Annotated in this window: 23 protein-coding genes; 7 read left to right on the top strand and 16 right to left on the bottom strand. The window is 69.9% G+C overall.

The features are described from left to right. Positions 1 to 38: 38 nt before the first annotated feature. From ABD224_RS04655 to ABD224_RS04670, 4 genes are all read right to left on the bottom strand, one after another. Entirely contained in the window at positions 39 to 242 is a 204-nt protein-coding gene (locus ABD224_RS04655; RefSeq protein WP_344047046.1) for a hypothetical protein, read from the bottom strand. Positions 243 to 328: 86 nt separating this feature from the next. Further along, complete coding sequence (gene pspAB / locus ABD224_RS04660) at positions 329 to 913, bottom strand: PspA-associated protein PspAB (RefSeq protein ID WP_344047048.1); 585 nt, start codon at positions 911 to 913, stop codon at positions 329 to 331. A 2-nt stretch (positions 914 to 915) separates the two neighbouring features. After that, positions 916 to 1,836, bottom strand: a complete 921-nt coding sequence (gene htpX, locus ABD224_RS04665; protein ID WP_344047050.1) for a zinc metalloprotease HtpX — start codon at positions 1,834 to 1,836, stop codon at positions 916 to 918. A gap of 136 nt (positions 1,837 to 1,972) precedes the next feature. Then, positions 1,973 to 2,233: an SCO2583/SCO2584 N-terminal domain-containing protein gene (locus tag ABD224_RS04670; RefSeq protein ID WP_344047052.1), complete on the bottom strand. Its 261-nt coding sequence runs from the start codon at positions 2,231 to 2,233 to the stop codon at positions 1,973 to 1,975. Positions 2,234 to 2,479: 246 nt separating this feature from the next. On the opposite strand from ABD224_RS04670, the gene ABD224_RS04675 reads away from it, so the two are divergent. The 3 genes from ABD224_RS04675 to ABD224_RS04685 all read left to right on the top strand — a co-directional run bounded on the left by ABD224_RS04675 (position 2,480) and on the right by ABD224_RS04685 (position 4,056). Continuing rightward, positions 2,480 to 2,731, top strand: a complete 252-nt coding sequence (locus tag ABD224_RS04675) for a hypothetical protein (protein ID WP_344047054.1) — start codon at positions 2,480 to 2,482, stop codon at positions 2,729 to 2,731. A gap of 384 nt (positions 2,732 to 3,115) precedes the next feature. After that, positions 3,116 to 3,829, top strand: coding sequence for a hypothetical protein (locus ABD224_RS04680; RefSeq protein WP_344047056.1), 714 nt, complete (start codon positions 3,116 to 3,118; stop codon positions 3,827 to 3,829). Beyond that, positions 3,826 to 4,056, top strand: a complete 231-nt coding sequence (locus ABD224_RS04685) for a hypothetical protein (RefSeq protein WP_344047058.1) — start codon at positions 3,826 to 3,828, stop codon at positions 4,054 to 4,056. Before ABD224_RS04680 ends, ABD224_RS04685 begins: the two co-directional genes overlap by 4 nt. A 152-nt stretch (positions 4,057 to 4,208) precedes the next feature. Here the strand turns inward: ABD224_RS04685 and ABD224_RS04690 are convergent, their stop codons facing one another. Both ABD224_RS04690 and ABD224_RS04695 read right to left on the bottom strand, forming a co-directional pair. Continuing rightward, positions 4,209 to 4,403, bottom strand: a complete 195-nt coding sequence (locus ABD224_RS04690) for a hypothetical protein (RefSeq protein ID WP_344047060.1) — start codon at positions 4,401 to 4,403, stop codon at positions 4,209 to 4,211. After that, positions 4,400 to 4,597 carry a hypothetical protein gene (locus tag ABD224_RS04695; RefSeq protein WP_344047062.1) on the bottom strand — a complete coding sequence of 66 codons (198 nt, stop codon included), beginning with the start codon at positions 4,595 to 4,597 and terminating at the stop codon, positions 4,400 to 4,402. Before ABD224_RS04695 ends, ABD224_RS04690 begins: the two co-directional genes overlap by 4 nt. Before the next feature lie 169 nt (positions 4,598 to 4,766). Here ABD224_RS04695 and ABD224_RS04700 point away from each other — a divergent pair, with 169 nt between their 5' ends. Continuing rightward, on the top strand, positions 4,767 to 5,003 hold the full coding sequence (locus ABD224_RS04700; RefSeq protein ID WP_344047064.1) for a winged helix-turn-helix domain-containing protein: 237 nt from the start codon (positions 4,767 to 4,769) through the stop codon (positions 5,001 to 5,003). A 68-nt stretch (positions 5,004 to 5,071) separates the two neighbouring features. Here ABD224_RS04700 and ABD224_RS04705 read toward each other — a convergent pair whose 3' ends face one another. From ABD224_RS04705 to ABD224_RS04730, 6 genes are all read right to left on the bottom strand, one after another. Further along, on the bottom strand, positions 5,072 to 5,368 hold the full coding sequence (locus ABD224_RS04705) for a hypothetical protein (RefSeq protein WP_344047066.1): 297 nt from the start codon (positions 5,366 to 5,368) through the stop codon (positions 5,072 to 5,074). 2 nt (positions 5,369 to 5,370) lie between these two features. Then, complete coding sequence (locus tag ABD224_RS04710) at positions 5,371 to 6,708, bottom strand: phage major capsid protein (protein ID WP_344047068.1); 1,338 nt, start codon at positions 6,706 to 6,708, stop codon at positions 5,371 to 5,373. A gap of 202 nt (positions 6,709 to 6,910) precedes the next feature. After that, positions 6,911 to 7,168, bottom strand: a complete 258-nt coding sequence (locus ABD224_RS04715) for a hypothetical protein (RefSeq protein ID WP_344047070.1) — start codon at positions 7,166 to 7,168, stop codon at positions 6,911 to 6,913. A gap of 17 nt (positions 7,169 to 7,185) precedes the next feature. Continuing rightward, entirely contained in the window at positions 7,186 to 9,033 is a 1,848-nt protein-coding gene (locus tag ABD224_RS04720; protein ID WP_344047072.1) for an ATP-binding protein, read from the bottom strand. Then, on the bottom strand, positions 9,030 to 10,001 hold the full coding sequence (locus ABD224_RS04725) for a bifunctional DNA primase/polymerase (protein ID WP_344047074.1): 972 nt from the start codon (positions 9,999 to 10,001) through the stop codon (positions 9,030 to 9,032). The genes ABD224_RS04720 and ABD224_RS04725 overlap by 4 nt, the downstream gene beginning before the upstream one ends. After that, on the bottom strand, positions 9,998 to 10,201 hold the full coding sequence (locus tag ABD224_RS04730; protein WP_344047076.1) for a helix-turn-helix transcriptional regulator: 204 nt from the start codon (positions 10,199 to 10,201) through the stop codon (positions 9,998 to 10,000). The genes ABD224_RS04725 and ABD224_RS04730 overlap by 4 nt, the downstream gene beginning before the upstream one ends. Before the next feature lie 108 nt (positions 10,202 to 10,309). Between ABD224_RS04730 and ABD224_RS04735 the strand changes: the two genes are divergently transcribed. Both ABD224_RS04735 and ABD224_RS04740 read left to right on the top strand, forming a co-directional pair. Further along, positions 10,310 to 10,885, top strand: a complete 576-nt coding sequence (locus ABD224_RS04735) for a hypothetical protein (RefSeq protein WP_344047078.1) — start codon at positions 10,310 to 10,312, stop codon at positions 10,883 to 10,885. Further along, entirely contained in the window at positions 10,854 to 11,936 is a 1,083-nt protein-coding gene (locus tag ABD224_RS04740; RefSeq protein WP_344047080.1) for a site-specific integrase, read from the top strand. The genes ABD224_RS04735 and ABD224_RS04740 overlap by 32 nt, the downstream gene beginning before the upstream one ends. 30 nt (positions 11,937 to 11,966) lie before the next feature. Here the strand turns inward: ABD224_RS04740 and glnA are convergent, their stop codons facing one another. After that, positions 11,967 to 13,376, bottom strand: a complete 1,410-nt coding sequence (gene glnA, locus ABD224_RS04745; protein ID WP_344047082.1) for a type I glutamate--ammonia ligase — start codon at positions 13,374 to 13,376, stop codon at positions 11,967 to 11,969. 208 nt (positions 13,377 to 13,584) lie between these two features. On the opposite strand from glnA, the gene ABD224_RS04750 reads away from it, so the two are divergent. After that, the gene (locus ABD224_RS04750) at positions 13,585 to 14,052 is read left to right on the top strand and encodes an RDD family protein (RefSeq protein ID WP_344047084.1); all 468 of its coding nucleotides are present in this window, start codon (positions 13,585 to 13,587) and stop codon (positions 14,050 to 14,052) included. 286 nt (positions 14,053 to 14,338) lie between these two features. On the opposite strand, the gene ABD224_RS04755 is transcribed toward ABD224_RS04750, so the two are convergent. The 3 genes from ABD224_RS04755 to lipA all read right to left on the bottom strand — a co-directional run bounded on the left by ABD224_RS04755 (position 14,339) and on the right by lipA (position 16,655). Beyond that, positions 14,339 to 15,037, bottom strand: a complete 699-nt coding sequence (locus tag ABD224_RS04755; RefSeq protein ID WP_344047086.1) for a DUF4191 domain-containing protein — start codon at positions 15,035 to 15,037, stop codon at positions 14,339 to 14,341. A gap of 167 nt (positions 15,038 to 15,204) precedes the next feature. Next, positions 15,205 to 15,414, bottom strand: a complete 210-nt coding sequence (locus ABD224_RS04760) for an SCO2195 family GlnR-regulated protein (protein ID WP_344047088.1) — start codon at positions 15,412 to 15,414, stop codon at positions 15,205 to 15,207. A 275-nt stretch (positions 15,415 to 15,689) separates the two neighbouring features. Beyond that, the gene (gene lipA, locus ABD224_RS04765) at positions 15,690 to 16,655 is read right to left on the bottom strand and encodes a lipoyl synthase (RefSeq protein WP_344047090.1); all 966 of its coding nucleotides are present in this window, start codon (positions 16,653 to 16,655) and stop codon (positions 15,690 to 15,692) included. Positions 16,656 to 16,725: the final 70 nt, after the last annotated feature.

The following is a 16,725-nucleotide window of genomic DNA, read 5'->3' on the forward strand; positions in this document are numbered from 1 at the left end:
GGGATGTCGCACAATCGGCGAGGAAGAAGTCGCCGGCCTCAGCCATGGTTGTCCTTCAGCCGCGCCAGTTCGGCCTCCCAGCGCTGGATGTGCGCGATGAGCTGCTCCCGGGTCAGGGAACGCGTCGTGCGCCAGGTCGCCGGTCCCGCCCTGCAACCGTGGAGGTTCCCCAAGACGCCCTGCCTGACCCGCAGGGCCTCCACCGCCCGGATGCGCGGCACCGGCTGCCCCGGAAGGAGCAATGAGCGGATCGTCCGTGAGCGGATCGTCCCAGGTCTCCTGGCGCCACTGACACCGGCCCCGAGCTGGACACGGGCCGCGGCGGGGGTCACAGGCCGGGGGCGCCCCAGACCGGGAACCAGCGGCCCAGGTCCTGCTCGACGCGCAGGTCGTTCTCGAGGGTGGCCTTGATCTGGAGTTCGAGCGCGTTGTCACGGCGCCGCGCCCGGCCGGGGAGCGGGGCGAAGGGGTAGAAGGTCCCCCGTTTGTACAGGTAGACCAGCGCCAGGCGGCGGCCGGTGCCGTCGTGGAAACCGGTCAGGGAGCACAGCAGCTGGGGGCCGAAGCCCTGGGACTCCAGTGCGCTGTTCACCGCGTGCAGGTCGTTGACCAGGTCCGGCAGCTGGTCCGGGGTGCGGCGGGAGACCAGCCAGGAGTAGCCGTAGGAGTCCCGGGTGAGTTCCACGGGCGGGCCCGAGCGGCCGGCGTCGGCGTCCAGGAGGGCCTGGACCTCGCGGTGGATCTGCTCGAAGGCCGCGCCCTCGACCGTGGCGAAGCACACCGCGCCCTGCCCGGTCGGGGTGAAACCGGCCGCCGCCTGCAGCGTCACCGCCGCCGACGGCAGCGCGAACAGCTGGTCCAGGTCGGGCCGGGCGGGTTTCGAACGGCCGAGCAGGATGTCCAGGAGCCCCATGCTCAGCCCGCCTTCCCCGGTGCCGCGGCCTCGCCCAGCTCGGCGGAGATCCGGCCCAGCTGCTCCAGCCGCTGCTCCAGGCTCGGATGGGTGGAGAAGAGCCGGGCGATGCTGGGGCCGGAGCCCAGCGCCGGGGTGAAGTAGAAGGCGTTGAAGGCCTGGGCGGTGCGCAGGTCCTGGGACGGGATCCTCGCGATGTCGCCCGTGACCTTGGTCAGTGCGGACGCCAGTGCCGAGGGCCGTCCGGTCAGCAGGGCCGCCGCCCGGTCCGCGGCCAGTTCACGGTACCGGGACAGCGCCCGGATCAGCAGGAAGCTGATCACGTACACGGCCGCCGAGACGCCCATCACCATGGCGAGGACCGCCAGGGTGTTCTGGTCCTTGCGGTCCCGTCCGAGGAGCTGCGAGTAGAAGGCGAACCGTACGATCAGCCCCGCGAGCACGCCGAGGAAGGAGGCGACCGTGATCACGGCGACGTCCTTGTGCGCCACATGGGACAGCTCGTGCGCGAGGACGCCCTCCAGCTCCGAGGGCTCCAGCCGGCGCAGCAGCCCGGTCGTCACACACACCACCGCGTGATCCGGATTCCGCCCCGTCGCGAATGCGTTCGGCATGTCCATGTTGGACACGGCGATCGTCGGCCGGGGCATGTCCGCGAGGGCGCACAGCCGGTCGACCACCGCGTGCAGCTCGGGACTCTCCTCCCGCTCCACCACCCGGCCGTGCATCGCGAACAGGGCGATCCGGTCGGAGAACCAGTACTGGGCGATGAGCGCACCCGCCGCGATCACCACGACCAGCACCCAGGACTTCAGCAGGGCGATCAGCGCGGCCACGAACGCCACGTACAGCAGTCCGAGCAGGAACAGCGTGACCCCCATGCGTACGGTCAGCTGCCGGTCGCTCCGGAAACGGCTTCGCATCCTGCACCACCCCGCACAGCCGGACATCCGGCGCAATCGGGACTTCTCTCGTCATCCAGTGTGCACCTGCCGGTGCTCATGACGGGGTCCTGTGCGGTCTCGGGGCGGCAGCGGGGCCGTGCGCCCGGTCCGGAGGTCAGGTGCGCGTCTGGGCGTAGCCGAGGAGCACGATCACCAGGGCGACGCAGCCGAGCACCACGACGGTGGACATCCACGGCGAGCGGCGCCGGGCGACGCGGTCCGGATCGGCGCGGAACGGGACCGGGCCCGGCGGGCTGTTCTTCCAGCGGGCGGCGAGCATACGGGCCCGGGCGGAGGGCTCCTTGTGCTCGGCGGCGTCCGCCCAGCGGAGATCGAATTCGCGCTCCCAGTCGTCCGGCTCGGACTTCCCTGTCATCCCCGTTCCCCTTCCCGGGCCGCGTGCCGCTCCTCTGAGCGTCCTCCGTCTCCAAGATGCCGCGCCGGCGGTACCCGTTTAGCCTCTGAGGTGAGAGCCGCACTCAGCAAGCGGCAGACCTACGACCGCGTCGCCGTACCTTTCCCGCTGCGGCCGCGGCCATCCGTCTCGTGCGCGAAGGCCGTACGAGGGGGTGGAGAGGAAGGTATTTCCATGAAAGCACAACGTGCGAGGCGTCTCTTCGCAATGTCCGCAGTCGGAGCTCTGATGGCCGGTGGTGCCGCCCTGGGCACAGCAGGCACGGCTGCGGCGGCGACCCCGGCAACAACCCCGGCCCAGGCGTCCACCAGCCTCGTCCAGGGCGGTGGCTGCTACTACGGCGGCTGGTGGCGTGGCCACTGCGGCGGCTTCGGTGGCTTCGGCGGCTTTGGGGGCTTCTTCCCCTACAACTACGGCTACGGCTACAACTCCGGTCCTGTGGTGATCCTGGTCCGCTGAACGCGGCAAGGCCGAGGGCCGCTCCCTGTCCCCACAGGGAGCGGCCCTCGGCCATGTGCGCCGGCTGCTCCGGCACGTCCTGCTGTCCCGTTGCCGAAGGGCCGGCGAGGAGCCGGCCCGGGCGGCTCACACGTCGAAGTACAGCTCGAACTAAACGCGCACCTCTGTGGCCTGCGCAAACGTTCGAGATATGCCGCCTGACCTGTGCTTTCCCTACCGGTGATTACCGGTCGTTGACGGCTGTTTTTGATGATCCTGCGGACTCTTTGCGGACCGCTCGCGGCCCACCCTGCGAGCCGGTACCAGACGAAGCGGCGCCGCCCGGTGCTCCATACACCGCACGGCGCCTAGATCAGACCCCTTCGCACGCAAGGAAGTCCGACCATGAGCAACACCGTACCCACCGGCCCCGCCTTCGACCTCAGCAAGACCACCGATTCCATCCCCGACGCGGTCCGCGCGGCACTGCTGAAGACCCTGCCCGAGCAGTACACGCCGCAGCTGGCCGCGGACATCGCGAACGCCGTACTCGCCCAGCTCACGGCCGAACAGTCGTCGTCCGGCACTGCGCTCACCGAGGCGCAGCTGACCCTCGTCCGCGACGACGCCGGCGGCTGGGACGCCACCACGCCCATCGAGACGGCGACCCGGGACATCGACGCCGACATGCCCGTCGACGGGCCGTTCCTCGCCGCCCAGATCGTCGTCACCGGCTGGAGCTACGACGAGAACCGCCGCCAGGTCGACGGCCGCTTTACGCGGGTGTGGCTCCACTACGGCGCGTCCACCGGAGAGCTCACCCCGGCCAAGGCCCGGCAGGTCGCAGCCGAGATACGCGACTTCGCCAACCGGCTTGAGGCACTGTGCGACCGCGCCGACGAAGTCGCGGCCGACGACTACGAGAAGCCCAGCCTGCAGGAGATGTGCCGCGGCGACTACGAAGCGGCCGAAGAACGCCGTCGGCTGCAGGACCGCCGGGACGATGCCAACCTCGGCGCGTACCGCGCGGCCGCCAACGACGACGCGGACCGGTTCTTCCGCCGGCACTTCCCCAAGGTGGCTGCATTCCTCGCCGACGAGCGGGAGGCGGGCCAGTGAGCCACAAGCGAACGCTGTCGGTGCGCACCACGCCCGAACTCCTCGAGGATCTGGCCGTCCTGCAGGACGCCGGTATGACCGTGTCCGACGCCGTCCGGTTCGCCGTGCGACGACTGGCGCAGGCACACCGGTTCATCGTCCAGGAGCAGCGGCGGACCGGGCGTCGCCCGGACGTCGTCGCCATCCGCGTGAAGCACCTGTACGCCCCCACTGACCAGGGCGTATGACACCTGCTGGTCGTGTCCTACAGGGCGGCAGTGCCCCGTAGGACACGGCACCGCCCCCGGCCGGTCGTACCGGTCCGGGGGCGGCTGCGATGCCGGGGTCCCACCATCCGGGCGGGACGGCGTGCCTCGCGAGAATGCCTGCCGCGGCTCGCTCAGTGTCCCCTACACCGTTCCATCCGCCACAGCCGGTTCCACACCCGGTACAGCTCGGCGGCCTGCGGGCAGTCCGGCCGCTCGGCGGCGGACACCTCCGGGTTCGGCCGGCAGTCGGCGCAGCCGGAGCAGTGGGCGGCGAGCGCGATGAACGCCCTCCCGGCCGGAGTGGCGGCGGCCGTCTCGCCGTTCACGGCTGGTCCGCCACGGGCACCAGGCGGAACACCTCGCGGCACGACGCGCAGGCGTACAGGGCAGCGCCCGGCCCGCTCGCCTGCTCGATGATCCGCACAAGCCGCGCGGTGCCGCTCAGGCCCTGATGCCACGAGCACCAAGCGATGGTGCGGGGGCTGTCCGGCGTCGTCTCGTGCTGCGTAGGCTCTGACATGTCGACTCCTCTGCAGTCGGCCACGCCCCCGGGCCGTCCCAGCGGTCGCGGGGGTTCGGCGTTTTGCCTGCTGGGACCGTACCGCTATAGGCCACTACAGGGCACCCCATACGGCCACATGGAGCCACCTACGGGTGTCGGGCACGGACGGTCGCCGTACGTTCCGGCCATGACCGAAGACCCGTTCACCTACGTCTACGTGCGCGTAGCGAACCAGGTGGAAGCCGAGATCCGCTCTGGGCGCCTGCCGCACGGCGCACGCCTGCCGAACGAACGGGACATGGCAGCGCAGTACGGCGTAGCCCCGGGCACCGCGCGCCGGGCCGTCCAGGAGCTGCGCGACCGCGGCCTGGTCGTGACCCTGCCCAACAAGGGAACGTTCGTCATCTGGAAGGCCGACGAGTAACGCGCCTCGTACACACGGATGACCCCCCGAACGCCACCACGTCCGGGGGGTCTCTGGCATCTCGTCAGTCAGGCGCCCATGCCCAAATCGCCGTCCTGACGAGACTTTCCCCGCCGCTGAGGAGACCGGCGACGCGCGGAGGGGGCGTTAAGGGGGCGACGCTCGAAGCCCGCCAGGTGCCGGGGAATCGGCTCCCCCGCGAGAATCATGGTCGCGTGCCCGTTGCCCAGGTCGGGCCGGGAGATCAGCAGATCCTCGGCGGCCCGCTCGAGCGGGCGACGGGCGGCAGGCGCCGAAGGATTCTCCGGCGCCTCCAGCGCGGACAGGTCTACCTCATCCTCGGTGAACACGTCCGACAGTCGCATGATCAGGCCGGGATCACGCCGTCGAGGATCGTGAACGCCTCCGGGTGCGCCACCGCGATGTCGGCACGCAGGTAGGCGAAGAACCCGATCTCGCCCGTGTCCACGTACCGCTCGACGAGCGGCCGGATCGTGAACGACGTGCGCAGGCCGACGAGCAGGTGGGACCACTGGCCCACGTACACCTCGGACGCGTCGTTCGCGGTGCCGTGCGTCAGGTTCACCGGCACCTGGGTGGTGGTGAGCCGCTGCAGGCCCGACAGCATGGCCGGCGGGTTCAGGTACTGGCCGTTGCTGTCCTTCTGCCCGTTCAGGTCGGTCTCCGTGCGCGGGTGCAGGATCGCCGCGTTCGGCTCCCAGTTCTGACCGCGGATTGCACCCACCGCGCCCGTCAGCTGGTCCCAGGTCGGCGCAGCACCGTTGGTGCCCAGGTCGTTGATCGTGACCCCGCTCGTGTTGCGCAGGCCGCGCGGTTCCGGTGCGACGCCGCTGCCGCGCAGCGCCACACGGTCCAGCTCCAGCGCGATCGCGCGGGCCACGGACCGGCTGATGATGTCGTCCAGGTTGTCGACGTCCTCCAGGACCTCGATGGACGCTCGCACGAGGCACGGCAGCGTCTGCGCCTTCAGCGTGATCGCGTCGAACGACAGATCCGACTCGTTGATCTGGTCGCCCTCGGTGTGCCACGCCAGAGCCGGGTCACCGGTCTGCCGGGCAATCTTCAACGTGGAGGACTCCATGGGCACCGTGACGGCGCCGGCCTGCATGACGCGGGTCTGCGCGCGGGCCATGTCGAGCACCTGCGCCGCGAGCGGAGTCGGCACGAGCACCCCGCCCGCACTGGCCACGCCTTCGGACAGGGCGCGCCGTTCGGCGTCGGCGCCGATCCAGTCGCCGGTGAGCATGCCGCGCACCATGCGGTCGAACGACAGACCGTCCGCGGTGCCGTACCCGCGCTCACGGACGTGATCGCTCATCCGCTGCTCGCGGGTCAGGCGCACCGCCACGCCGCGCGAGCGCTGCCACGGCAGGCTGTAGCCGCTGCGCGTGCCGTCATCCGGGCGGTCGGCGGCCGGCCGGATCGGCACGGCGGACATCGCCGCCCGGTGCTCGGCGGCCTCTGTCGTCTCGATCCGCTCGGTGAGCTGCTCGATGTCGCGGGTCAGCCGCTCGAACTCGGCATTCTCCTCGGCAGTCAGGTCTCGCCGCTCCTGCTCACAGCGCCGGTAGATGCTGCGCGCCTGCTGCATGAGCTGGTGTCGCTGCTGCCGAAGCTGCACGCTCGACGGATTGTCGGTGGTGTCCTGGTCCAGCCAGGCGGGACGGTTCAGGGTCCGGGGCATGTCGTGTCTCCTCACGCCGTGTACATCCGTACACCCAAGATACCCCTACCCCGTATCCCTATGTGCGCTTTCGTGCAGGTCAGGGCCTGTGATTGGCGACTACAACGTCCTCAGAAACCCGCCTGAAACTCGCGATCATGCGCGCATCACCCCCGCCTGCGTTCGAAACCCTCCCCACCGGCAAGATCTGACGCCCCCTGGGTCAGGCCGCGGCGTCGCCGACGACGGTGAGCAGCAGTCGGCGCACGCGCTGGGCGCCGCGGTGCCGGGCGGCCGGGTCGGTGCCGGCGGCCGCGCTGGGCAGCCAGCAGCGCAGGGCGAGCGCGGCCAGGGCAGCGACGACGGTTGCCGTCTCGTCCGGCGTGAGGTCAGCGAGCAGCGTGCCCACGTCGTCGTGTCGGTCTTCCGCGACGGTGGCGACGATGGCGAGGGCGCGGGCCTGCAGTTCGGCGTCCGTCATGATCGGTTCCTCTCGGTTCAGGCCGCGTCGCGGCAGGCGCCGCAGAGCGGGGAGCCTTCGGCGTTCCACTGGGGGCGGGAGCAGCGGGCGCACGGCGTCTTGGGGCGGACGTCATGCGAGAGTGGGCGCATTTCAGCGTCCATAGCGTCCGCAGCGTCCATGCCGTGGGAAAGCTGCTGGTCAGAGCGGGTGCCGGGGATGGACGCTACGGGATGGCTAGCGTCCATCTCAGCGTCCACAGCGTCCATCCCGAGTTGTTCGGGGAGAGGGGTGGACGCTACAGCGTCCATGCCAGCGTCCACCCTGTTTCCGCTGGTCACAGCATCTTTTCCGTCTGTACTGGACGCTGTGGACGCTGTTTCGCACCTTCTATCTGCTGACGCGGTCAGGCGGTACAGCCGCTGACGCTTCGGGGCCGGGCCGCGCTTGCTGTCGTCGACCTCGATACCGATGGTCCGCAGCACCGGCGCAAGCCGCTTGAGCTGTCCACCGGCCCGCGTGGAGTCCTTCGGCCACTTCTTCGGCAGCCGCTCCGGTGCCTGCACCCGCTCCAGCAACTCGGAGGCGGTCACCGTGATGCCGTCGGGTCCGGCGCGGTCGACGAGCGCGACGACGGCCTGGGCGAACGGCTCGCCGTCCAGGACATCGGCCACAGCGTCGCGGGCGGTGGCCTTGTAGCTGTCGAGTGTGTTCCAGCCCTTCACCATGTCGACGGCGGCGAGCACCCGGGCGAAGTCGGCCATGCGGGGGCGCTCCTCGAGGTGAACCTTTGGCAGGACGCGCAGGACTTCGGCGAGCAGATCGAACAGGGAAGCCAGGATGGCGGCGTGCGCGTCGGCGTAAGCGGCGTCGAGCTCGTTCTCCTCGCGGCGCCGGCGGTCCGGGATCGTGTGCAGCTCGATCGTCAGCAGCCGCTCGGCAAGGTCCCCGGCCAGCGCCCCCGCGTCGATCGTGGTCATGGCCAGGACGCGGCGGAACTCGAGTACGACCACGTCATCGTCGGTGTACAGAGCGCGGTCGACGATGCCGTCACCGGTCACGGCGCGGCACAGTGCATCGGACAGCCAGTCGGGGATGATCGACACGTTGTCCAGGCACAGCGCCCACGAGTTGAAGGCTTGCACGCTCCACGACTTGATGTCGCGGGGGGCGGTGCGCTTCGGCGCGCCGGACGGGTCGACGAGTCCGATCACCATCTTCGCGGAGTAGGACTTGCCGGTGCCCTGCTCGCCGCGGAAGGTGAGGATCGGGTGCGGCAGGTCGGGGATGAACGCGGCGACGAGCCATGCGACGAGCAGTCGGAATCCGTCCTCGTCGGTGTTGAGCAGCGCGCGCAGCTTGGCCAGGCCGTCGCCGTCGCGGACCGGTTCGGGCAGCGGCTTCATGGCACCGGACCGGCGGAACATGATCGGTGAGCGGGCGGCCCGCTCCCACCCGTCGGGGCCGACGATGACGCACCGGCCGTCGGACGAGCCCAGGTCGACGATGATGCGTCCCTCGTGCTTGCCGACCCGCAGGTGAAGGGGGACGGGGTCGACGGCTTGGGCGTAGCCCTCCAGGGTGGTGATTGCGTCGGTGAGCGCCGACTGGGTCGCGGATGCCCCGCCGTGCTCGTCGGCGTAGATCCGGGACAGTTCCGTGCGCAGGCCGGCTTTTCCTCGCAGTGGGCGGGCGATGTTCGGGCCGTCCTTCTTCACCCCGTAGGGGCGGCCGTCCTCGGACATGAACAGGTCGTAGCGCTCGCGGGCCAGGGCGACGAGCTGGGACGCCTGCGACGGGCCGCGGCCCTTCTTCTCCTCGACGTCGATGCCGCTCGCCTCCGAAATCTCTCGCGCCTTCCGGCTGATGTCGTCGTTGTTGCTCATGCCGCCCCCCGCCCGGCCGTGCGCTGCGCGCTCGCGATGGTGGCCCGCGCCTCCCGCTCGTCCAGGCCGACCGCGAGCGCGGCTTCCACGAGCGCCCGCTCGACGGCGGCCGCGTCGGCGTCGCCGTTCTGTGCGGCCTCGAACGCCTTGCAGGCGGCCCAGAACAGGCGGCCGTTGCGCTCGCCCTGGTGCGCTTCCAGCACGGTGCGGATGAGCCCGAGCATCCGACGACCAAGGCGCGCCGCCCCGCGGCGGCCGGTGACCGGGCGGGGAGCCGGGGGCGGCGGCAGGATGAGCCGCAGCAGCGGCGCCGGGATCGGGTAGACGGTCAGCTCGTCCAGGCCGGGGTGCAGGTCGTAGGTTCCGGCAGGGGTCATCGAGCCGGGGCCGACGAGGTATCCGGCCGTGCCGCGCACGTCGACGCCGGGCGCGAGCCTGCCCGCGGAGTTGGGGACCTTCACGCCGGCCGGGCCGGTGAACCATAGATGGAAGCCGCCGGACGGGGTGCATACGGTGATCGTGCGCGGCACGGTGAAGCCGTGGACGCGGGCGAGCCGCTGCAGCTCCTCGACGCCGTCGACGCCGTTCTTCCGGTCCAGGTCGATGCCGATGAGGGGTTCGGGGCCGCGCCCGCAGGCGATGCCGTACCCGGTGGCGTGCGGGGCTTGCGAGAACAGACGCGCCACGGCGTCCAGGTCACTGGTTGCGTCATGCACGCCGTGGCCTGGTCGGCCGCACTCGCCCCTGCACGGAGGTGTGCCGGGCGGGTCCTCCCGGTGCGGCGAGCGGATCGCGGGGAGCTTGCCGCGGCCGAGAGGGAAGACGTGGAAGCCGCGGCGCGCCGCTTCGCTCGCCTGCGCGAGCGCGTGCTGCCAGGCGCTGGCTTGTGTCACGATGGGGACCGACCCGCCTGCCAGTTGGTCAGTCTGCGCCCCGGTTGCCGCCGGGGCGTTCGTCTTGCTGCTCATGCCGCGGCACCTCCCGGCTGCACGGTCTGCGCGTTCAGCCATGCGTCGACGTCATCCGGCCGGTAGCGCACGTGCTTCCCGACTCGGCAGAACTTCGGCCCGGTGCCGGTGTAGTTCCAGCTGTAGACGGTTCGGATCGGCACCCCGAGGTACTTCGCGAGTTCTTCCGGCGACCACAGCGGCATGATCGGCTTCGGCATACCCGCTCCTTCGTTGAATCGACTATGGAGGTAGTCGGATCGACGTAACGCGTTGAAGCGTGACACTGCCGGTTGCTGTTAGTCAATTGGAGCGCTACGTTGGCCGATGTGACTAACGTTGAGAATCCGAGTGACGCTGTGGGCCGAAGGGTCCGCGAGGTACGTGAACGTCGGCGCCTCACGGTTCAGCAACTGTCCGAACTCTGTGCGGAGAAAGCCGGGTATGAGCTGTCGGTTCAGGCTCTCTACAACCTGGAGAACGGCCGCCGTGACAAGGATGGCCGTCGTCGGCGACTCGTCACCGTCGACGAGCTTCTGGCGCTCGCGACCGCATTGAACGTGGCTCCCGTGCATCTCCTCGTCGACCCGGACAGCAGCGAGCCGTACCCGGTGACCACGCTTGTGTCTGCACCGCCCCCCGCCGTCCGGTCATGGATTCGGGGGCTCAAGCCGCTCGACGACACAGACCCGCGCGACTTCTACACCGAGGTGCCGGCCGTGGAGTTCGGCAAGCGGGAGGAGCACCCAGAGCGGTACGGCTGGGTCTGGGACGTCGTCAAGTACCTCACGCGGTCGATGGGCCGTCTCTACCGGCGAGGGGACGGGACGGCGGTGTTCGAGCTCGAACTGCCGTCCAGAAAGGGGGGCGAGGGTGGCGAGCCTGGCGAAGCGGCCGAACGGTAAGTGGCGCGCTCGCTACCGGGACGCGGCCGGCCGCGAGCACGCCCGGCACTTTGCGCGGAAGGTCGACGCGCAGCGGTGGCTCGACGAGGTGACGGCGAGCGTCGTCACCGGCCAGTACGTCGACCCGCAGGCGCGGAAGGTCACCGTGGACGAGTGGTGCGACACCTGGCTGCAGGGCTACGGTGCGCGTCGGCCGTCCACCGTGCGGCAGGCGAAGGTGCACCTGGCGCGCATCCGGCAGGAGTTCGGGCCGCTCCCGCTCACGGCCGTGCAGCCGAGCATGATCCGGGCATGGCTCGCGAAGCTGCGCTACGAGGGGCTGTCGGCGTCGTACCTGTTCGCCCTGCACTCGCGGCTGTCGCAGGTGATGCAGGACGCGGTGCTCGATCGGAAGATCCCGGCGAACCCCTGCTCACGGCGCACGTCGCCGGGGGCAGGAAAGCCGCGGCCCTACGTGGCCACCGAGGCGCAGGTGTGGGCGCTGTACGAGCAGGCGGGAGAGCTGTTCCGGCCGGCGCTTCTGCTCGGCGCGTTCGTCGGCCTGCGCACGGCGGAAGTGTGCGGGCTGCGGCCGGAAGACGTCGACCTCGAGGGCCGGACCATCACCCCGGCCGTGCAGTACCCAGACCTGCCGCTGAAGACGGAGATGAGCGGCGAGACGGTACCGATCCCCGACAGCCTCGTTGCGGTGCTGAAGCCGCTGTGCCGGGACCGGGCTCACGTCCTGGTCGACGCTGACGGCTCCCAGCTCGGGCCGTGGCAGGTCGAGCGGGAGATGCGCCGCATCCGCGGGAAGGTGCCGGGCCTGCCGGACGGCTTCCGCTTCCACGACTTGCGGCACTTCTACGCGTCGCTGCTCATCGCGTCGGGGGCAGACGTGAAAGTGGTCCAGCATCGTCTTCGCCACGCTTCGGCGAAGACGACGCTGGACACCTACGGCCACCTGTGGCCGGACTCCGACGAGTCGACGCGAGCCGCTGTGGAACGGGTCCTTAGCGGCAAGATCAATTCTCTTGCGGACTCTGTGCGGACCGGGGGTGATACGGAGTGACGAATCACCTGGTCACCCCCGGTGCGCTGATCACACGTCGAAGTACAGCTCGAACTCGTGCGGGTGCGGACGCTGCTGCAGCGGAGCGAGCTCGTGCGTGCGCTTGAGGTCGATCCACGTCTCGATCAGGTCGGACGTGAACACATCGCCCTGGAGCAGGAACTCGTGGTCCTCCTCCAGAGCCCGCAGGACGGAGTCCAGCGAGGTCGGGACCTGGGCGACGTTGGCGTGCTCCTCGGGCGGCAGCTCGTACAGGTCCTTGTCGATCGGCTCCGGCGGCTCGATCTTGTTCTTGATGCCGTCCAGGCCCGCGAGCAGCAGCGCGGCGAAGGCCAGGTAGGGGTTGCCGGAGGAGTCCGGCGCACGGAACTCCACGCGCTTGGCCTTCGGGTTGGACCCGGTGATCGGGATGCGCATCGCGGCGGAACGGTTGCGCTGCGAGTACACCAGGTTCACCGGGGCCTCGAAGCCCGGCACCAGGCGGTGGTACGAGTTCACCGTCGGGTTGGTGAAGGCCAGCAGCGCCGGGGCGTGCTTGAGGATGCCGCCGATGTAGTAGCGGGCGGTGTCCGACAGGCCCGCGTAGCCGGACTCGTCGTAGAACAGCGGCTCACCGGCGTTCCACAGCGACTGGTGCACGTGCATGCCCGAGCCGTTGTCGCCGAAGATCGGCTTCGGCATGAAGGTCACCGTCTTGCCGTTGCGCCAGGCGACGTTCTTCACGATGTACTTGAACAGCTGAAGGTCGTCGGCGGCGGCGAGCAGCGTGTTGAACCTGTAGTTGATCTCGGCCTGGCCGGCGGTGCCCACCTCGTGGTGCTGGCGCTCCACCTTCAGACCGCACTTCTCCAGTTCCAGGCTCATCTCGGCGCGCAGGTCGGCGAAGTGGTCGACCGGCGGAACCGGGAAGTAGCCGCCCTTGTAACGGACCTTGTAGCCGCGGTTGTCCTCCAGCGCGCCGGTGTTCCAGGCACCGGCCTCGGAGTCGATGTGGTAGAAGGCCTCGTTCTCGGCGGTCCGGAAGCGGACGGAGTCGAAGATGTAGAACTCGGCCTCGGGACCGAAGTACGCGGTGTCGGCGATCCCGGTGGAGGCCAGGTACGTCTCGGCCTTCTTGGCCACGTTGCGCGGGTCACGGGAGTACTGCTCACCCGTGATCGGGTCGTGGATGAAGAAGTTGATGTTGAGGGTCTTGTCCCGGCGGAAGGGGTCCACACGCGCGGTGGACAGGTCGGGGAGCAGGGCCATGTCGGACTCGTGAATGGCCTGGAAACCACGGATCGAGGAGCCGTCGAAAGCGAGCGCCTCGTCGGGGTCGAACGCCTCGGCGGGCACCGTGAAGTGCTGCATGACGCCCGGCAGGTCGCAGAAACGGACATCGATGAATTTGACGTCCTCGTCCGCGATGAATTTCTTGGCCTCGTCGGCGTTCTGGAACATCCAGCTCCTCCTACTCCCGACCGTTGCGCCGGGGTGGGTAGATCGTTCTGTGCGGCCAGTGCGCGGCACGTGCTCCCTCGACCCTAGGGACGGGTGATTTCCCGGGCGTGACTCGTTTGTTTCGCAGACGTTAACCGGGCCGGCGCGGAGCGTGACGGTGGACACCCCGCCGACTTCCCCGTTTCCGGCGTCACAGTACGGTGGAGGCGTGGACAACAGGCGAGCAGTTGCATCATGGCTGTCGGGGCCGCGTGCGGCCATGGAGGAAGCCGGTGTCGACCTCGGCTACCCGGGCGAACGGCTGGGGCTGCCCAAGGAGGGGCCGGGCTCGATCGCCCGTCCGGGCAGGCGCCTCGGCGCCCTCGCCGTCGACTGGGCGCTGTGCATGCTGATCGCATACGGCCTGATCACCCATGACTACAACCAGGCCACCGGCAACTGGGCCCTGCTCATCTTCCTGGTGCTCGGCGTCCTCACGGTCGGCACGGTCGGCTTCACCCCGGGCAAGCGCCTGTTCGGTCTGCGGGTTCTCGCCCTGAGCACCGGCCAGGTGCAGCCGCTGCGCGCCGCACTGCGCACGGTGCTGCTCTGCCTGGCCGTCCCCGCCCTGATCTGGGACCGCGACGGCCGCGGTCTGCACGACCGGCTGGCGGGCACGGTCGAGGTGCGGATCTGAGATCCGGCACGGCCGGGGCGTGGATCCAGGGGGTTCTGTGGATCCAGAAAGCCCGGGGCCGGGATTCCCTCGGGGACCGGAGAGCCGGCCGGGGGTCCGGAGGACGGCGGGGAGCCGGCGCTCGTACCCCCCGTGACACGCCTGTCAAAAACGTCTGGGCCCCCCTGATAAGACGCCTGTGGCGAGATGCCCGCCCGTGACGAGATGCCCGCCTTGACGAGATGGTGAGGGGCGCCCGGACCACACTCCGGGCGCCCCTCACCACAGGCGTCGTGTGCGCGGACGGTCAGCGGATCCTCGGGCCCCTCGGCATCCGCATGCCCTTGGGCATCGGCCCCTTCGGCAGCGGCATGTTGCTCATCAGGTCGCCCAGGGCGCGCAGCCGGTCGTTGGTGGTGGTGACCTGCGGGCCGGTCAGCACGCGCGGGTACTTCAGCATGGTGGTGCGCAGCTTCTTCAGCGGGACCTGGCCCTCGCCGGTGCCGACGATCACATCGTGCACCGGGACGTCCGCGACGATGCGGTTCATCTTCTTCTTCTCGGCGGCGAGCAGGGACTTCAGCCGGTTCGGGTTGCCCTCGCCGACCAGCACGATGCCGGCCTTGCCGACCGCGCGGTGCACCACGTCCTGGTTGCGGTTCATGGCGACCGCCGGGGTGACGGTCCAGCCGCGGCCGATGTTGTCCAGGACCGCCGCCGCGGCGCCCGGCTGGCCCTCCATCTGTCCGAAGGCGGCCCGCTCGGCCCGGCGTCCGAAGACGATCGCCGTCGCGAGGAAGGCGAGCAGCAGCCCCAGGATGCCGAGGTAGACCGGGTGTCCGATCGCGAAGCCGATCCCGAGGAGGACACCGAAGGTGATGATGAAGACACCCGCGAGCACCAGACCGATCCTTTTGTCGGCCCTGCGGGTCATCTTGTAGGTCAGAGCGATCTGCTTCAGTCGCCCGGGGGTGGCAGCCGGGGCTGCGTTGTCCTTCCTCGCCATGCGTCGAAGTCTACGTGGCCCTCCTGAGAGCCGACGACGGCAGTGCCCGTACGGACCCGCGCGGCGGGCCGGGCGGGAACGAAGACGGGAACGAGGAGGGCGACGAGGAGGGGAAGAGGGGCCGTGAGGGAGGAGGTGAGGGGCGGGGGAGAAGGAGGGAGAGCCCGTCAGGGACGGACGGCGGGGAGCCGGTTGAACCGGTCGAGAGCGCGCTGGGCCTCGACGCGGTCCCTGGCACGGCGGCGGTCCTCCAGCACGGAGGTCCAGGCGTTGCGGCGGGCGGTGCGCTGGCCGCCGCGCAGGAGCACGGACTCGACCGTACGCAGGACGTCGGTGAAGGACGGAATCGCGGTGGCGCGGATGGGCGCGGCCTGCATGGTGGGATCCCCCTCATGACGACGGTCGGTGTACGTGACGTGAGTCCAGGGTCACTGACTGGTGTTACCAGGGCGTGACCGACCGGTCAAACGCCAGTGAAGCCTTGCGGCCGCGGACCGGAAGGCCGGCGCGGCCCTGAGGAGCGCCCTCATCTGCGAGGACGGTCAGGGCCGCGTCATACCGGCCATTACTGGCCGGTAACATCTTGTGCTCAATTTCACAGGTGTGCTCGTCCGTTCGCCCGGCGGGGCCGGTGACGGAGCGTCACCCGTCCTCAGACCGCCTGGGCGGCGACGTAGGTGCCGCGCTTCTCGATGGCCATCTGGTACAGGCGCCCGGCGCGGTAGGAGGACCGTACCAGCGGGCCGGCCATCACGCCCGAGAAGCCGATCTGCTCGGCCTCCTCCTTCAGCTCGACGAACTCCTGCGGCTTGACCCACCGCTCCACGGGGTGGTGGCGCACCGACGGGCGCAGGTACTGGGTGATGGTGATCAGCTCGCAGCCGGCGTCGTGCAGCTGCTTGAGCGCCTCGCTGATCTCCTCACGGGTCTCGCCCATGCCGAGGATGAGGTTGGACTTGGTGACCAGGCCGTGGTCGCGGGCCATGGTGAGGACCTTCAGGGAGCGTTCGTAGCGGAAGCCGGGGCGGATCCGCCGGAAGATCCTGGGGACCGTCTCGATGTTGTGGGCGAAGACCTCGGGACGGGAGGAGAAGACCTCCTCCAGGTGCTCCGGGACCGCGTTGAAGTCGGGGGCCAGCAGCTCGACCTTCGTACGGCCGCCCTCGCGGTTCGCGGTCTGCTGGTGGATCTGGCGCACGGTCTCGGCGTACAGCCAGGCGCCGCCGTCCTCCAGGTCGTCGCGGGCGACGCCGGTGACGGTGGCGTAGTTCAGGTCCATGGCGACCACGGACTCGCCCACGCGGCGCGGCTCGTCACGGTCGAGCGCCGTGGGCTTGCCGGTGTCGATCTGGCAGAAGTCGCAGCGCCGGGTGCACTGGTCGCCGCCGATGAGGAAGGTCGCCTCGCGGTCCTCCCAGCACTCGTAGATGTTCGGGCAGCCTGCTTCCTGACAGACCGTGTGCAGGCCCTCGCTCTTGACGAGGTTCTGCATCTTCCTGTACTCGGGGCCCATTTTCGCCCGAGTCTTGATCCACTCGGGCTTGCGCTCAATGGGGGTCTGGCTGTTGCGGACCTCCAGGCGCAGCAACTTGCGTCCGTCGGGTGCGACTGCGGACACGACCGGCTCCCTAACGATTGACTCTTCGGTGTCCCCAGGGTACGCCCGGGGCCGTACGGCCCCGCCGCCC

Origin of the sequence: Streptomyces thermoalcalitolerans, from assembly GCF_039525155.1 — a bacterium.
GTDB lineage: Bacteria > Actinomycetota > Actinomycetes > Streptomycetales > Streptomycetaceae > Streptomyces > Streptomyces thermovulgaris.

What these genes read in the sequence shown, in the direction of transcription:
- pspAB (WP_344047048.1), bottom strand. Translation starts at nt 913, where the DNA reads ATGGGGCTCCTGGACATCCTGCTCGGCCGTTCGAAACCCGCCCGGCCC.
- htpX (WP_344047050.1), bottom strand. Translation starts at nt 1,836, where the DNA reads ATGCGAAGCCGTTTCCGGAGCGACCGGCAGCTGACCGTACGCATGGGG.
- ABD224_RS04670 (WP_344047052.1), bottom strand. Translation starts at nt 2,233, where the DNA reads ATGACAGGGAAGTCCGAGCCGGACGACTGGGAGCGCGAATTCGATCTC.
- ABD224_RS04675 (WP_344047054.1), top strand. Translation starts at nt 2,480, where the DNA reads ATGTCCGCAGTCGGAGCTCTGATGGCCGGTGGTGCCGCCCTGGGCACA.
- ABD224_RS04680 (WP_344047056.1), top strand. Translation starts at nt 3,116, where the DNA reads ATGAGCAACACCGTACCCACCGGCCCCGCCTTCGACCTCAGCAAGACC.
- ABD224_RS04695 (WP_344047062.1), bottom strand. Translation starts at nt 4,597, where the DNA reads ATGTCAGAGCCTACGCAGCACGAGACGACGCCGGACAGCCCCCGCACC.
- ABD224_RS04700 (WP_344047064.1), top strand. Translation starts at nt 4,767, where the DNA reads ATGACCGAAGACCCGTTCACCTACGTCTACGTGCGCGTAGCGAACCAG.
- ABD224_RS04705 (WP_344047066.1), bottom strand. Translation starts at nt 5,368, where the DNA reads ATGCGACTGTCGGACGTGTTCACCGAGGATGAGGTAGACCTGTCCGCG.
- ABD224_RS04710 (WP_344047068.1), bottom strand. Translation starts at nt 6,708, where the DNA reads ATGCCCCGGACCCTGAACCGTCCCGCCTGGCTGGACCAGGACACCACC.
- ABD224_RS04715 (WP_344047070.1), bottom strand. Translation starts at nt 7,168, where the DNA reads ATGACGGACGCCGAACTGCAGGCCCGCGCCCTCGCCATCGTCGCCACC.
- ABD224_RS04720 (WP_344047072.1), bottom strand. Translation starts at nt 9,033, where the DNA reads ATGAGCAACAACGACGACATCAGCCGGAAGGCGCGAGAGATTTCGGAG.
- ABD224_RS04725 (WP_344047074.1), bottom strand. Translation starts at nt 10,001, where the DNA reads ATGAGCAGCAAGACGAACGCCCCGGCGGCAACCGGGGCGCAGACTGAC.
- ABD224_RS04730 (WP_344047076.1), bottom strand. Translation starts at nt 10,201, where the DNA reads ATGCCGAAGCCGATCATGCCGCTGTGGTCGCCGGAAGAACTCGCGAAG.
- glnA (WP_344047082.1), bottom strand. Translation starts at nt 13,376, where the DNA reads ATGTTCCAGAACGCCGACGAGGCCAAGAAATTCATCGCGGACGAGGAC.
- ABD224_RS04755 (WP_344047086.1), bottom strand. Translation starts at nt 15,037, where the DNA reads ATGGCGAGGAAGGACAACGCAGCCCCGGCTGCCACCCCCGGGCGACTG.
- ABD224_RS04760 (WP_344047088.1), bottom strand. Translation starts at nt 15,414, where the DNA reads ATGCAGGCCGCGCCCATCCGCGCCACCGCGATTCCGTCCTTCACCGAC.